Origin of the sequence: Bacillus paramycoides (genome assembly GCF_038971285.1) — a bacterium.
In the GTDB taxonomy this organism is placed as follows: Bacteria; Bacillota; Bacilli; order Bacillales; family Bacillaceae_G; genus Bacillus_A.
In genome coordinates this window covers 113,807-129,315 of the sequence record NZ_CP152427.1, presented here as the reverse complement: position 1 = coordinate 129,315, position 15,509 = coordinate 113,807, and the positions used below count along the sequence as shown (strand labels likewise).

General features: G+C 41.2%; 12 protein-coding genes. All 12 read right to left on the bottom strand.

Translation table 11 applies throughout. The features are described 5' to 3' along the window. Positions 1-26: 26 nt before the first annotated feature. The 12 genes from rplB to rpoB all read right to left on the bottom strand — a co-directional run bounded on the left by rplB (position 27) and on the right by rpoB (position 15,372). Positions 27-857, bottom strand: coding sequence for a 50S ribosomal protein L2 (gene rplB / locus AAG068_RS00685; RefSeq protein WP_000511582.1), 831 nt, complete (start codon positions 855-857; stop codon positions 27-29). 28 nt (positions 858-885) lie between these two features. Beyond that, on the bottom strand, positions 886-1,176 hold the full coding sequence (rplW, locus tag AAG068_RS00680) for a 50S ribosomal protein L23 (RefSeq protein ID WP_001205558.1): 291 nt from the start codon (positions 1,174-1,176) through the stop codon (positions 886-888). Continuing rightward, positions 1,176-1,799 (bottom strand): 50S ribosomal protein L4, encoded by a 624-nt coding sequence (gene rplD / locus AAG068_RS00675; RefSeq protein ID WP_001127258.1) that lies wholly within the window; start codon positions 1,797-1,799, stop codon positions 1,176-1,178. The genes rplW and rplD overlap by 1 nt, the downstream gene beginning before the upstream one ends. Positions 1,800-1,824: 25 nt before the next feature. Next, positions 1,825-2,457, bottom strand: coding sequence for a 50S ribosomal protein L3 (gene rplC, locus AAG068_RS00670; RefSeq protein ID WP_000160207.1), 633 nt, complete (start codon positions 2,455-2,457; stop codon positions 1,825-1,827). Between the two features lie 34 nt (positions 2,458-2,491). Continuing rightward, on the bottom strand, positions 2,492-2,800 hold the full coding sequence (gene rpsJ, locus AAG068_RS00665) for a 30S ribosomal protein S10 (protein WP_001040596.1): 309 nt from the start codon (positions 2,798-2,800) through the stop codon (positions 2,492-2,494). 398 nt (positions 2,801-3,198) lie between these two features. Beyond that, the gene (tuf, locus tag AAG068_RS00660; protein ID WP_001029614.1) at positions 3,199-4,386 is read right to left on the bottom strand and encodes an elongation factor Tu; all 1,188 of its coding nucleotides are present in this window, start codon (positions 4,384-4,386) and stop codon (positions 3,199-3,201) included. 117 nt (positions 4,387-4,503) lie between these two features. Further along, a complete protein-coding gene (gene fusA, locus AAG068_RS00655; protein WP_000090370.1) occupies positions 4,504-6,582 on the bottom strand; it encodes an elongation factor G in 2,079 nt (692 codons plus the stop codon). A gap of 208 nt (positions 6,583-6,790) precedes the next feature. Beyond that, complete coding sequence (rpsG, locus tag AAG068_RS00650; protein ID WP_001137493.1) at positions 6,791-7,261, bottom strand: 30S ribosomal protein S7; 471 nt, start codon at positions 7,259-7,261, stop codon at positions 6,791-6,793. Between the two features lie 29 nt (positions 7,262-7,290). Next, the gene (gene rpsL / locus AAG068_RS00645) at positions 7,291-7,713 is read right to left on the bottom strand and encodes a 30S ribosomal protein S12 (protein WP_001142340.1); all 423 of its coding nucleotides are present in this window, start codon (positions 7,711-7,713) and stop codon (positions 7,291-7,293) included. 114 nt (positions 7,714-7,827) lie between these two features. Next, positions 7,828-8,076 carry a ribosomal L7Ae/L30e/S12e/Gadd45 family protein gene (locus tag AAG068_RS00640; protein ID WP_342716613.1) on the bottom strand — a complete coding sequence of 83 codons (249 nt, stop codon included), beginning with the start codon at positions 8,074-8,076 and terminating at the stop codon, positions 7,828-7,830. 113 nt (positions 8,077-8,189) lie between these two features. Then, entirely contained in the window at positions 8,190-11,801 is a 3,612-nt protein-coding gene (gene rpoC, locus AAG068_RS00635) for a DNA-directed RNA polymerase subunit beta' (RefSeq protein WP_048526366.1), read from the bottom strand. 37 nt (positions 11,802-11,838) lie between these two features. After that, complete coding sequence (gene rpoB / locus AAG068_RS00630) at positions 11,839-15,372, bottom strand: DNA-directed RNA polymerase subunit beta (RefSeq protein ID WP_000147554.1); 3,534 nt, start codon at positions 15,370-15,372, stop codon at positions 11,839-11,841. Between the last annotated feature and the right edge of the window lie 137 nt (positions 15,373-15,509).

Here is a 15,509-nt window from a genome sequence, read left to right as displayed (position 1 = left end):
TAGAAATGAACCGTACTACAATCCCATTATTTTTTGCGACGACGAACGATGAATTTGTCAGACGCTTTGTTTTTCTTACGAGTCTTGAATCCAAGAGTTGGTTTACCCCATGGAGACATTGGAGACTTACGTCCGATTGGAGAACGTCCTTCACCACCACCGTGTGGGTGATCAACTGGGTTCATTACAGAACCACGAACTGTTGGGCGTTTACCTAACCAGCGAGAGCGACCTGCTTTACCGATTTTGATAAGTTCGTGTTGTTCGTTACCTACTTGACCGATTGAAGCGCGACAAGCAGATAATACAAGACGTACTTCACCAGAAGTTAAACGTACAAGTACGTATTTACCTTCTTTACCAAGTACTTGAGCAGATGTACCAGCAGAACGAACTAATTGTCCGCCACGACCAGGCTTAAGCTCGATGTTATGAACAACAGTACCTACTGGAATGTTGATTAATGGTAATGCGTTACCGATTTTGATGTCAGCTTCTGGGCCAGACATAACCTCCATACCTACTTCTAAGTTCTTAGGAGCAAGAATGTAACGTTTTTCACCGTCAACGTAGTTAATTAATGCGATATTCGCAGAGCGGTTTGGATCGTATTCGATCGTAGCAACGCGTCCTGGAATTCCATCTTTGTTACGCTTAAAGTCGATGATACGGTATTGACGCTTATGTCCGCCACCTTGATGACGTACAGTAATTTTACCTTGGTTATTACGACCAGCCTTCTTGCTTAAAGGAGCAAGTAATGACTTTTCGGGTCTGTCAGTCGTGATTTCAGCGAAATCATTCGTAGTCATATTACGACGACCGTTAGTAGTTGGATTATACTTTTTAATTCCCATCTCAATTTCCCTCCTTCTTTAGTAAGAATTAAACGCCTTGGAAGATTTCGATTTCTTTGCTGTCAGCAGTTAGCTTAACGATTGCTTTACGACGACGGCTAGTAAAACCAGCGTGACGACCAACGCGTTTTGCTTTCGGCTTGTAGTTCATGATGTTCACTTTTTCTACTTTAACACCAAAGATCGCTTCAAGAGCATCTTTAACTTCTGTTTTATTAGATTTAACGTCCACATCGAACGTGTATTTTTTTTCAGCCATCATTTCCATAGAACGTTCAGTGATAACTGGGCGCTTAATGATATCACGAGGATCTCTCATTATGCAAGCACCTCCTCTACTTTTTCCACTGCCGCTTTTGTCATGATTAGCTTATCATGATGAAGCACGTCTAAAACGTTTACGCCATCAGCAGTGATTACTGTTACTCCAGGGATATTGCGAGCAGATAACTCTACAGATTCGTTTGCATCAGCAGTTACGATAAGAGCTTTCTTCTCAACAGTTAATCCTTTAAGTACTGCTAGCATGTCTTTTGTTTTTGGAGCATTTAACACTAGGTCTTCAAGAACTACAATGTTGTTCTCAACTACTTTAGTAGCTAATGCAGATTTGATTGCTAAACGACGAACTTTCTTAGGAAGTTTGTACGCATAGCTTCTTGGTGTAGGTCCGAATACCGTACCACCACCACGCCATTGAGGAGAGCGGATAGACCCTTGGCGAGCACGTCCAGTTCCTTTTTGACGCCATGGTTTACGACCACCACCGCGAACTTCAGAGCGAGTTTTTACTTTGTGTGTACCTTGACGTAAAGATGCACGTTGCATCATTACAGCTTCGAAAAGTACAGCTTCATTTGGTTCGATACCGAAAATAGCTTCAGCTAATTCGATTTCACCAACCTGTGAACCAGTTTGGTTATATACAGTAACTTTTGGCATTGGAATTCCTCCTTCCTATTGTGAATTATTTGCTAACCTTCACAGCGCCTTGAACAACTACAAGAGATTTCTTAGCACCTGGAACGTTACCTTTTACTAATAATAAGTTGCGCTCAGTGTCAACTTGAACGATTTCTAAGTTTTGGATAGTAACTTGGTCTCCACCCATACGTCCAGCAAGTTTTTTGCCTTTGAATACACGGTTCGGAGCAACTGGGCCCATTGAACCTGGACGACGGTGATAGCGAGAACCATGAGACATAGGTCCGCGAGATTGTCCGTGGCGTTTGATAACACCTTGGAAACCTTTACCTTTAGAAATTCCTGTTACATCAACGATTTCACCTGTAGCGAATACGTCAACTTTTACCTCTTGACCAACCTCTAATCCGTCCACGTCTGCATCGCGGATTTCGCGAATGAAGCGCTTAGGAGTTGTAGATGCTTTAGCAGTGTGGCCTTGTTCAGGTTTGTTAGTTAACTTTTCACGTTTATCTTCAAATCCTAACTGGATTGCATTGTAGCCATCAGTTTCAGTTGTTTTCTTTTGAAGAACAACGTTTGGATTAGCAGCGATAACTGTTACTGGGATTAACTCACCGTTCTCAGCAAATACTTGAGTCATACCGATCTTTCTTCCTAAGATTCCTTTGGTCATGAGTTACACCTCCTACATTTTTAAGTTATATAAATTATAGTTTGATTTCGATATCTACACCAGATGGTAAGTCTAAACGCATTAATGAATCTACTGTTTGTGGAGTAGGACTCACGATGTCGATTAGACGTTTGTGCGTGCGCATTTCGAATTGCTCACGAGAATCTTTGTACTTATGAACAGCACGAAGAATTGTGTAAACAGTTTTTTCAGTTGGTAATGGGATCGGACCAGAAACTGTTGCCCCAGAACGCTTAGCTGTTTCTACAATTTTCTCAGCTGACTGATCAAGAATACGGTGATCGTAAGCTTTTAAACGGATACGAATTTTTTCTTTTGCCATTATTTTCCCTCCTTCGTTCGCCTATTTCTAAAATAGACCTTCTCCATGGAAATTTCCCCACACCATGCCATGGCAAAGCGGCCGGGTGTGTCAGCAACCTTCCACTTCATCGCAGTCAAAGACCAACATTGTCTATTATACAATGTTATTCGTCTAGATGCAAGCATCTTTTTGTTTGCATCTGCTTTTCTCTACTTTTGCTATTATACATGGCACTTTAAAGAATTTCAAGTTTTCATCTACCAGAATTCATTTTACAGTTTCTGGGTTTTGTTTATTGCTTTTTATATACTATAGAAGAAACTCGTCAAAACATAAAAATATGATCTCATTCATTATATAAACGCAAACAAAAACCCCAAGAGAAAATCCCTTGGGGTTTTTTATATCAGTTAAGATTACTCAACGATAGTAGCAACTACACCGTAACCTACTGTACGTCCACCTTCACGAATAGAGAATTTAGTTCCCTCTTCGATAGCGATTGGAGCGATAAGTTCGATAGTCATTTCGATGTTGTCACCAGGCATTACCATTTCAGTACCTTCTGGTAATTGGATGATACCAGTTACGTCAGTTGTACGGAAGTAGAACTGAGGACGGTAGTTAGCGAAGAATGGAGTGTGACGTCCACCTTCTTCTTTAGATAATACGAAAACTTCAGCTTTGAATTTAGCATGAGCTTTTACAGAACCGCTTTTTGCAAGTACTTGTCCACGTTGGATGTCTTCACGAGCAACCCCACGAAGTAAAGCACCGATGTTGTCTCCAGCTTGAGCTTGGTCAAGAAGTTTACGGAACATCTCTACACCAGTTACAGTTGTAGAAGCATTTTCTTCAGCAAGACCGATGATTTCTACTACGTCACCAACTTTAACGATACCGCGCTCAACACGACCAGTAGCAACTGTACCACGACCTGTGATAGAGAATACGTCCTCTACAGGCATTAAGAATGGTTTGTCAGTTTCACGTTCTGGAGTTGGGATGTAAGCATCAACTTCAGCCATTAATTCAATGATTTTTGCTTCCCAATCAGCTTCTCCTTGAAGAGCTTTAAGAGCAGAACCTTTGATTACAGGAATGTCGTCGCCTGGGAATCCGTATTCAGATAATAGGTCGCGAACTTCCATTTCTACTAATTCTAATAATTCTTCGTCGTCTACCATGTCGCATTTGTTTAAGAATACAACGATGTAAGGTACACCTACTTGACGAGAAAGAAGGATGTGCTCACGAGTTTGAGGCATTGGGCCATCAGCAGCAGATACTACTAAGATACCGCCGTCCATTTGAGCAGCACCAGTGATCATGTTTTTAACATAGTCAGCGTGACCTGGGCAGTCAACGTGTGCATAGTGACGAGTTTCAGTTTCGTACTCAACGTGTGCAGTTGAGATTGTGATACCGCGCTCTCTTTCTTCTGGAGCAGCATCGATTTGATCGTATCCGCGTGCTTCAGCACCACCAGCTTTTGCAAGTACTGTAGTGATCGCAGCAGTTAATGTAGTTTTACCATGGTCAACGTGGCCGATTGTACCGATGTTAACATGGGGTTTAGAACGTTCGAATTTAGCTTTAGCCATTCTAAATTCCTCCTTAGTTTATATAGGTTATTTTATATTTAGGCTAGAAAGTGAAACTTGCGTCCCACTTTCTAAGCTTACATAAGTAGTTATACGTGAAGAATCGATAAAAATCAATTATTCACCTTTATTTTTTTTGATAATTTCTTCAGAAACAGACTTTGGTACTTCTTCATAGTGGTCAAACACCATAGAGAATGTTCCGCGTCCTTGAGTGTTAGAACGTAATGACGTTGCATAACCGAACATTTCAGAAAGTGGAACCATAGCGCGAACAACTTGAGCGTTACCGCGAGCTTCCATACCTTCTACACGTCCACGACGAGATGTTACGTCACCCATAATGTCACCCATGTACTCTTCAGGAATTACAACTTCAACTTTCATCATTGGCTCAAGAATTACTGGGCTACATTTAGAAACCGCAGCTTTAAGTGCCATAGATGCAGCGATTTTGAACGCCATCTCAGATGAATCGACATCATGGTAAGATCCGTCAACTAATGCAGCTTTAATGTCAACTAGTGGATAACCAGCTAGTACACCATTTTTAAGTGCATCTTCAAGACCTGCTCCAACAGCTGGGATGTATTCACGTGGAACTACACCACCGACGATCTTGTTTTCGAATTCGAATCCTTTACCTTCTTCGTTAGGTTCAAACTCAATCCAAACGTGACCGAATTGTCCACGTCCACCAGATTGACGAGCGAACTTACCTTCAACTTTCGCAGCAGCGCGGAAAGTTTCACGGTATGCTACCTGAGGAGCACCAACGTTTGCTTCAACTTTGAATTCACGGCGCATACGGTCAACGATGATATCAAGGTGAAGTTCACCCATACCAGCGATGATTGTTTGGCCAGTTTCTTGGTCAGTGTGAGCACGGAATGTTGGATCTTCTTCAGAAAGCTTAGATAATGCTGTACCCATTTTATCTTGGTCAGCTTTTGATTTTGGTTCGATAGCTACAGAGATAACTGGCTCTGGGAATTCCATAGACTCAAGGATAACAAGGCTCTTCTCGTCACAAAGAGTATCACCAGTAGTAGTATCTTTTAAACCTACAGCAGCAGCGATATCACCAGCGTAAACTGTTGAAATCTCTTCACGGCTGTTAGCGTGCATTTGTAGGATACGACCTACACGCTCACGCTTACCTTTAGTTGAGTTTTTCACGTATGATCCAGAGTTTAACACACCAGAGTACACACGGAAGAACGTTAACTTACCAACATAAGGGTCAGTCATGATTTTGAATGCTAAAGCTGCGAATGGTTCTTCATCGCTAGACTTACGTTCTACTTCTTCATCTGTATCCGGAAGAGTACCTTTGATTGCAGGTACATCTAATGGAGATGGTAGGTAGTCGATAACTGCGTCTAACAGAATTTGAACACCTTTGTTTTTGAATGCAGAACCACAGATTACTGGGAAGAATTCTACAGAAGTTGTAGCCTTACGGATACCAGCTTTAAGCTCTTCTACAGTGATTTCTTCACCTTCTAGGTACTTCATCATCATTTCTTCATCAAGCTCAGCTACCGCTTCAATAAGTTTTCCACGGTATTCTTCAGCTAGTTCTTTGTGCTCTTCAGGAATTTCAACACGTTGAATGTCTGTTCCTAAATCGTTACCGTACATGTAAGCACATTCTTCAACAAGGTCAATGATACCATTGAACTCATCTTCAGCACCGATTGGTAACTGAATTGGGTGTGCGTTTGCTTGTAAACGATCGTGGATTGTTCCTACAGAGTATAAGAAATCTGCACCGATTTTATCCATTTTGTTAACGAATACGATACGAGGTACGCCGTAAGTAGTAGCCTGACGCCAAACAGTTTCTGTTTGTGGTTCTACACCAGATTGTGCATCAAGTACTGCTACTGCGCCATCAAGTACGCGTAAAGAACGTTCTACTTCTACTGTGAAATCTACGTGACCTGGAGTGTCAATGATGTTTACACGGTGACCTTTCCATTGTGCTGTAGTTGCAGCAGAAGTAATTGTGATACCACGCTCTTGCTCTTGCTCCATCCAGTCCATCTGAGATGCACCTTCGTGAGTTTCACCGATTTTGTGAATACGTCCTGTGTAGTACAGAATACGTTCAGTAGCTGTTGTTTTACCAGCATCGATGTGAGCCATGATACCAATATTACGAGTGTTTTCTAAAGAGAACTCTCTTGCCATTTGGTGTCTTGCTCCTTCCATATATGGATTGGATTTTTTTATTTTAAGTAGCAAAAAAGCCACTTTATATTGTTACACATGTCAGTATGTCCAGTACCCTCATTATGTAAAACGAGCGCCCAACGAAAGGGAGAGGCATTCTCCCTCTCCACACTTCCATAAGCGACAAATAAAGCGGTTTATGCTTACATTTATTTTACGTTGAATCCTACCAACGGTAATGAGCAAATGCTTTGTTAGCTTCTGCCATTTTATGAGTGTCTTCACGTTTCTTAACAGATGCACCAGCGTTGTTAGCTGCATCTAAGATTTCGTTAGCAAGACGCTCTTCCATAGTTTTTTCACCACGAAGACGAGCGTAGTTTACTAACCAACGAAGACCTAAAGTTGTACGGCGTTCTGGACGAACCTCAACTGGAACTTGGTAGTTAGCACCACCAACACGACGAGCGCGTACTTCAAGAACAGGCATAATGTTCTTAAGAGCTTGCTCGAATACTTCCATTGGCTCTTTACCAGTACGTTCGCTTACGATATCGAACGCATTATAAAGAATTGTTTGAGATTTACCTTTTTTACCGTCAACCATCATTTTGTTGATAAGGCGTGTTACTAGTTTCGAATTGTACATTGGATCTGGTAACACGTCACGTTTTGCAACAGGTCCTTTACGAGGCATATTGAGTTCCTCCTTTCATTAAAAAGTTATTATTTCTTAGCCGCTTTTGGCTTTTTAGTACCGTATTTAGAACGGCCTTGCATACGCTTGTCAACACCAGCTGTATCAAGCGCACCACGAACGATGTGGTAACGTACCCCTGGTAAGTCTTTTACACGACCGCCGCGAATTAATACTACGCTGTGCTCTTGTAAGTTGTGACCGATACCTGGGATGTATGCTGTTACCTCAATACCATTTGTTAAACGAACACGAGCATATTTACGTAACGCTGAGTTAGGTTTCTTTGGAGTCATTGTACCAACACGAGTACATACACCACGTTTTTGAGGTGCAGAGATATCAGTTGATTTTTTCTTTAAAGAGTTAAAACCTTTGTTTAACGCAGGTGATTTAGATTTCCATACTTTATCAGTACGACCATTTCTCACTAATTGGTTAATAGTAGGCATTTGATTATCCTCCCTTCGCATGTTTGTATGACCACATATCCAGGTGGTTCATTATTAGTTGAAAACAAAGTTTTTGCAAGGGAGAGCAAATGCTCTCTCCTCACAAAAACAGTTTTAACTTATTATTCCTATTGCTGAAGCTCCTACTTGAATCCCCGCAACTTTACCAAGTTTACGAACTGATTCAACTTTTGTTATGGGTATGTTATGTTGCAATGCAGTACGAATGATAACATGGGTCAACCGCATATCAGCATCTTCTGCAATGACAACTTCTTTAACTATACCATTTTGGATTGCTTCCAATGTGCGTTTATGACCAACGACCACATTTTCAGCATTTGACACTTTTTGATAAGACATATAAATATCCTCCAAAGCATCGTTCAGGAGCAACCTTGCTTATAGTAACATTTTGACTCATACAATGTCAACTAGGATTAACTGTTTTTATACAAAATTTACGACGGAAAATTTTACTGTTCCACATAAACTTCATCGTTTTCTACATTCATGTCATCTTGTGTTGTTTTAACAAGATCCACTTTGCGATAACGATTCATACCTGTTCCAGCAGGAACAAGTTTACCGATAATAACATTTTCTTTCAATCCTAGAAGCTCATCACGTTTACCCTTAATCGCTGCATCAGTTAAGACACGAGTTGTTTCTTGGAACGATGCTGCAGATAAGAATGAATCTGTTTCAAGTGAAGCTTTTGTAATACCAAGTAGAACAGGTCTAGCTGTTGCTGGTTGTTTACCTTGCAGTAACACCTTCGCATTCGCATCAGTAAACTGATGGATATCTAGTAACGTTCCTGGTAATACATCTGTTTCACCTGCATCACTTACACGAACTTTACGTAACATTTGGCGTACCATTACTTCTACGTGCTTGTCACCAATTTCTACCCCTTGCATACGGTATACTTTTTGAACTTCACGTAATAAGTATTCTTGAACTGCCGTAATGTCCGTTACTTTTAGTAATTCTTTCGGATCAATAGAACCTTCTGTTAACTCTTTACCGTGGCTAATTTGCTGTCCTGGAATTACTTTCAGACGAGCACCATAAGGAATAGCATACGTACGAGCTTCAACTTCACCCTGTACAACTACTTCTTGGCGATCTTTAACATCGTTGATCGCTGCGATAACACCGTCGATTTCACTGATAACTGCCTGACCTTTCGGATTACGAGCTTCGAAGATCTCTTGGATACGAGGTAAACCTTGAGTGATATCATCTCCGGCAACCCCACCTGTATGGAACGTACGCATCGTTAACTGTGTACCTGGCTCACCGATAGATTGAGCTGCGATAATACCTACCGCTTCCCCTACTTCTACGTCTGTTCCAGTTGCTAAGTTACGACCGTAACACTTCTTACATACACCATGGCGAGTGTTACACGTGAACGCTGAACGAATGTTTACAGTTTCAACACCCGAATTCTCAACGATATGAGCGATATCTTCAGTAATTAATTGATTTTCAGCAACTAATACTTCACCTGTTTCAGGATGTTTTACAGTTTTTCTTGCAAAACGTCCAACAAGACGATCATATAATGACTCAATAACTTCATTACCCTCTTTAATCGCACCAATTAATAAACCACGATCTGTTCCACAATCATCTTCACGAACAATTACATCTTGTGCAACGTCAACAAGACGACGTGTTAAGTAACCAGAATCGGCAGTTTTAAGTGCTGTATCGGCAAGACCTTTACGCGCACCATGCGTAGAGATGAAGTACTCAAGTACTGTTAAACCTTCACGGAAACTTGATTTGATCGGAAGTTCGATGATACGACCAGATGGATTGGCCATCAGACCACGCATACCAGCAAGCTGAGTAAAGTTCGATGCGTTACCACGGGCACCAGAATCACTCATCATGAAGATTGGGTTGCGTTTATTCAAGGACTTCATCAGTTTTCCTTGGATAACATCTTTTGCATTACTCCAAATAGAGATAACGCGATCGTAACGTTCTTCTTCCGTGATTAAACCGCGACGGAATTGTTTAATTACATTATCTACTTTTGCTTGTGCTTCGTGGAGAATTTCATCTTTTTCGCCTAATACAAGAATGTCAGATACCCCAACTGTAATACCAGCTTTTGTAGAGTATTTGAATCCTAAGTTTTTCATACGGTCAAGCATGCGAGACGTTTCTGTAATTTTGAAACGTTTAAACACTTCCGCAATGATGTTACCAAGGATTTTCTTGCTAAATGGCGCCACTTCTTCGCGACTAGCAATAATTTCTTTAATGTTCGCACCTTTTTCAACGAAATATTTCGCTGGTGTTTCTTTTTCAAGGTTTGAATTTGTTGGTTCATTAATATAAGGGAACGACTCTGGTAAGATTTCGTTGAATATTAATTTACCAACTGTTGTTAATAGAAGCATACTCTTTTGCTCTTCAGTAAATGTTGCGTTGTTTACTGCGCTTGCAGCTACTGCAACACGTGTATGAAGATGTACATATCCATTTTGGTATGCAAGTAATGCTTCGTTCGCATCTTTGAAGACCATACCTTCACCGATTGCGCCTTCACGCTCAAGTGTTAAGTAGTAGTTACCTAATACCATATCCTGAGATGGAGTAACAACTGGTTTACCGTCTTTCGGGTTCAAGATGTTTTGTGCCGCTAACATAAGAAGACGAGCTTCTGCTTGTGCTTCTGATGATAAAGGTACGTGAACGGCCATTTGGTCACCGTCAAAGTCCGCGTTGTATGCAGTACATACAAGTGGGTGAAGACGGATTGCGCGACCTTCTACTAATGTAGGTTCAAACGCCTGAATACCAAGACGGTGAAGTGTTGGTGCGCGGTTTAGAAGTACTGGATGTTCTTTAATCACAGATTCTAAAACGTCCCAAACTTCAGGTTGTACACGCTCGATTTTACGTTTCGCACTCTTAATGTTGTGTGCTAATCCTTTTTCAACTAACTCTTTCATTACGAAAGGTTTGAACAGTTCAAGCGCCATCTCTTTCGGTAATCCACATTGATACATCTTTAAGTTCGGTCCTACAACGATTACAGAACGACCAGAGTAGTCAACACGTTTACCTAATAAGTTTTGACGGAAACGTCCTTGTTTACCTTTAAGCATGTGAGATAGTGATTTTAATGGACGGTTACCTGGTCCAGTAACTGGACGGCCACGACGACCATTATCGATTAATGCGTCTACAGCTTCTTGTAACATACGTTTTTCGTTTTGAACGATAATGCTTGGTGCACCTAAGTCCAATAGACGTTTTAAACGGTTATTACGGTTAATTACACGACGGTATAAGTCGTTTAAGTCAGAAGTAGCAAAACGTCCACCATCTAACTGTACCATTGGGCGTAGTTCTGGTGGAATTACTGGTAGAACATCTAAGATCATCCAAGATGGCTCATTTCCAGAGTTACGGAATGCTTCTAATACTTCTAGACGTTTAATAGCACGAGTACGGCGTTGTCCTTGTGCTGTTTTTAATTCTTCTTTTAAGAAGTCTACTTCTTTATCTAAATCGATGTCTTGTAATAGCTTTTTAATCGCTTCTGCACCCATAGCAGCTTGGAATGTGCTACCATATCGATCACGATATGCACGGTATTCTTTTTCAGAAAGTAATTGCTTCTTATCAAGTGGTGTATCTCCACTTTCTGTTACAACATAAGAAGCGAAATAAATTACTTCTTCAAGCGCGCGAGGGGACATGTCTAAGACAAGTCCCATGCGGCTCGGGATACCTTTGAAATACCAAATATGAGATACAGGAGCAGCTAATTCGATATGACCCATACGTTCACGACGTACTTTTGCACGCGTTACTTCAACGCCACATCGATCACAAACTACACCTTTATAACGTACACGTTTGTATTTTCCGCAATGACATTCCCAGTCCTTTTGTGGTCCGAAAATACGCTCACAGAACAAGCCGTCTTTTTCTGGCTTTAACGTACGATAGTTAATTGTTTCTGGTTTCTTAACTTCACCGTATGACCAAGAACGAATCTTGTCAGGTGAAGCAAGTCCAATCTTCATATATTCAAAGTTATTTACATCTATCAAGGGGCCTACCTCCCTTTTAGTCTACAGGTTATCCCAATTATTCCTTAGTTGTCTCAACTTCGACATTCAATTTATCTGCTGATTGATGATCATCGTCATCTTCTGTATCACGCATTTCAATTTCTGTATCGTCGCTAGACATCATTTTAACGTCCATACCTAAACTTTGCAGCTCTTTAATCAATACTTTGAATGATTCAGGAACGCCTGGTTCTGGAACATTTTCGCCTTTAACAATTGCTTCATACGTCTTAACACGTCCAACAACATCATCAGACTTCACTGTTAAGATTTCTTGAAGAGTATAAGCAGCACCGTAAGCTTCAAGTGCCCAAACCTCCATCTCACCGAAACGCTGTCCACCGAACTGAGCTTTACCTCCAAGAGGCTGCTGCGTTACAAGTGAGTATGGTCCAGTAGAACGAGCATGAAGTTTATCGTCAACCATGTGCGCAAGTTTGATCATATACATGACACCAACAGATACGCGGTTATCGAATGGTTCACCAGTACGTCCGTCATACAGGATTGTTTTCGCGTCATTTGCCATACCAGCTTCTTCAATTGTGCCCCAAACATCTTCCTCACGAGCACCATCGAATACTGGTGTTGCAATGTGAATGCCAAGGTATCTTGCCGCCATACCAAGATGAAGCTCTAATACCTGACCGATATTCATACGAGATGGTACCCCTAATGGGTTTAACATGATATCGATTGGCGTACCGTCTGGTAAGTAAGGCATATCTTCTTCTGGTAAAATACGAGAGATAACACCTTTGTTACCGTGACGTCCGGCCATCTTGTCACCTTCAGAAATTTTACGTTTTTGAACGATATATGCACGTACAAGTTGATTCACACCTGGTGGCAATTCATCGCCATCTTCGCGGTTGAATACTTTTACGTCTAAGATAATACCGCCACCACCGTGTGGTACACGTAGTGATGTATCACGTACTTCACGTGCTTTTTCTCCAAAGATTGCATGTAATAGACGTTCTTCAGCTGTTAATTCTGTTACACCTTTAGGTGTTACTTTACCAACAAGTAAATCTCCATCTTTTACTTCAGCACCAACGCGAATGATACCGCGCTCGTCAAGGTTACGTAATGCATCTTCCCCAACGTTTGGAATGTCACGTGTAATTTCTTCTGGTCCAAGCTTCGTATCACGAGCTTCTGACTCATATTCTTCAATATGAATAGAAGTGTACACATCATCTTTTACAAGGCGCTCACTCATGATGATCGCATCCTCGTAGTTATAACCGTCCCAAGTCATGAAGCCAACAAGCACGTTACGTCCAAGTGCTAGTTCACCTAATTCCATAGAAGGACCATCCGCAAGGATTTCACCTTTTACAACTTCATTTCCAACACTTACGATTGGACGTTGGTTGTAGCAAGTTCCTTGGTTAGAACGAATGAATTTTTGCATTTTGTAGCGATCTAAATCGCCTTTTACTGTTTGACCGTCAACTTCTACATAGCGACGTACCCAAACTTCACGTGCTTCTACGCGTTCAACAATACCAGGGTGTTTACAGATTACTGCAGCACCTGAGTCTTTTGCTGATACGTACTCCATACCTGTACCTACAATCGGAGATTCCGGATTCATTAACGGAACCGCCTGACGTTGCATGTTCGCTCCCATAAGTGCGCGGTTAGAGTCATCGTTTTCTAAGAACGGAATACAAGCTGTCGCTGCCGACACTACTTGTTTTGGTGATACATCCATGTAGTCGATGCGTTCTTTATTTGTGACAATGTTTTCACCACGGAACCGAGCTACGATATCTTCATCAAGGAATTCTCCTTCTTCAGATAACTTCATGTTCGCTTGGGCTACAACATAATTATCTTCTTCATCTGCTGTTAAATAATCAACATGCCCTGTTACAAGACCAGTTTCTGGGTCAACACGACGGTATGGTGTTTCAATGAAACCAAACTCATTTACTTTCGCGAACGAAGATAATGAGTTAATCAAACCGATGTTTGGTCCCTCTGGTGTTTCGATTGGACACATACGACCATAGTGAGAGTAGTGCACGTCACGCACTTCAAAGCCTGCGCGCTCACGCGTTAAACCACCCGGTCCTAATGCAGATAGTCTTCGTTTGTGAGTTAGCTCTGCTAATGGGTTTGTTTGGTCCATGAACTGAGATAACTGAGAACTTCCGAAGAACTCTTTAATAGATGCAATAACAGGACGAATGTTAATTAGTGCCTGTGGTGTAATTGCATTTGTATCTTGGATCGACATTCTCTCACGAACAACACGTTCCATACGAGAAAGACCGATACGGAATTGATTTTGTAATAGTTCTCCAACAGAACGCAGACGACGGTTTCCTAAATGGTCGATATCATCTGTATCCCCTACTTTGTATAGTAGGTTGAAGAAGTAACTGATAGAAGCAAGGATATCACCTGGTGTGATGTGTTTTACATCGCGAGTAATATTTGCATTACCAATTACGTTAATTACGCGTTCGCCTTCCGACTCAGGAGCATAAATCTTAATAGATTGCAGCTCAACATCGCCTTCTACCACTCCACCCATTGGTTTCGCTGTTTTGAATCCAATGTTTTTCTCTAAGTAAGGTAAAATGCGATCAAGTGTACGACGATCTAAGATTGTTCCTTCTGCCGCTAAAATTTCACCAGTTTCTGGATCCACTAATGTTTCAGCTAAACGTTGATTAAACAATCTGTTTTTAATGTGTAACTTCTTGTTGATCTTGTAGCGACCTACATTTGCTAAATCGTAGCGCTTTGGATCGAAGAAACGAGACACAAGTAAGCTCTTAGCATTTTCTACTGTTGGTGGTTCACCAGGACGTAGACGCTCATAAATTTCAAGCAATGCTTTTTCTGTGCTATCTGTGTTGTCTTTTTCTAATGTGTTGCTTAAGTATTCGTTATCACCTAAAAGCTCGGTGATTTCTTGATCAGAGCCAAACCCTAATGCGCGTAACAAAACAGTTACAGGAAGTTTACGCGTACGGTCAATACGCACATATACAACATCCTTAGCATCTGTCTCATACTCTAACCAAGCTCCGCGGTTTGGAATTACAGTAGCAGTAAAACCACGTTTTCCGTTTTTATCCACTTTGCCACTATAGTATACGCTTGGAGAGCGAACTAACTGGGAAACGATAACACGTTCTGCACCGTTAATTACGAATGTTCCAGTCTCTGTCATGAGTGGGAAATCTCCCATGAACACATCTTGTTCTTTTACTTCACCAGTTTCCTTGTTGATTAGACGCACTTTTACACGAAGTGGTGCTGCATACGTCACATCACGCTCTTTGCATTCGTCTACAGAGTATTTAGGTTCACCCAAGCTGTAGTCGATAAATTCAAGCGATAGATTTCCCGTAAAGTCTTCAATCGGAGAAATGTCTTGGAACATTTCTCGCAAACCCTCATCAAGAAACCACTGATAAGAAGAGGTTTGAATTTCGATAAGATTTGGTAACTCTAATACTTCACTAATACGGGCATAACTTCTTCGTTGGCGGTGGCGTCCGTATTGAACTAGTTGACCTGTCAACTGCTTCACCCCTCAAATCATGAGTATTATAAATGCACAAAAAAATTTGTGCAAAATCACAAATAAATACAACTACTGCTATTTAGCGTAGTCTTTTTTCTCTTAAAGATAAATACGTTGAGTCTTTCTACCTGCTC

What these genes read in the sequence shown, in the direction of transcription:
- rplB (WP_000511582.1), bottom strand. Translation starts at nt 857, where the DNA reads ATGGGAATTAAAAAGTATAATCCAACTACTAACGGTCGTCGTAATATG.
- rplW (WP_001205558.1), bottom strand. Translation starts at nt 1,176, where the DNA reads ATGAGAGATCCTCGTGATATCATTAAGCGCCCAGTTATCACTGAACGT.
- rplD (WP_001127258.1), bottom strand. Translation starts at nt 1,799, where the DNA reads ATGCCAAAAGTTACTGTATATAACCAAACTGGTTCACAGGTTGGTGAA.
- rplC (WP_000160207.1), bottom strand. Translation starts at nt 2,457, where the DNA reads ATGACCAAAGGAATCTTAGGAAGAAAGATCGGTATGACTCAAGTATTT.
- rpsJ (WP_001040596.1), bottom strand. Translation starts at nt 2,800, where the DNA reads ATGGCAAAAGAAAAAATTCGTATCCGTTTAAAAGCTTACGATCACCGT.
- tuf (WP_001029614.1), bottom strand. Translation starts at nt 4,386, where the DNA reads ATGGCTAAAGCTAAATTCGAACGTTCTAAACCCCATGTTAACATCGGT.
- fusA (WP_000090370.1), bottom strand. Translation starts at nt 6,582, where the DNA reads ATGGCAAGAGAGTTCTCTTTAGAAAACACTCGTAATATTGGTATCATG.
- rpsG (WP_001137493.1), bottom strand. Translation starts at nt 7,261, where the DNA reads ATGCCTCGTAAAGGACCTGTTGCAAAACGTGACGTGTTACCAGATCCA.
- rpsL (WP_001142340.1), bottom strand. Translation starts at nt 7,713, where the DNA reads ATGCCTACTATTAACCAATTAGTGAGAAATGGTCGTACTGATAAAGTA.
- AAG068_RS00640 (WP_342716613.1), bottom strand. Translation starts at nt 8,076, where the DNA reads ATGTCTTATCAAAAAGTGTCAAATGCTGAAAATGTGGTCGTTGGTCAT.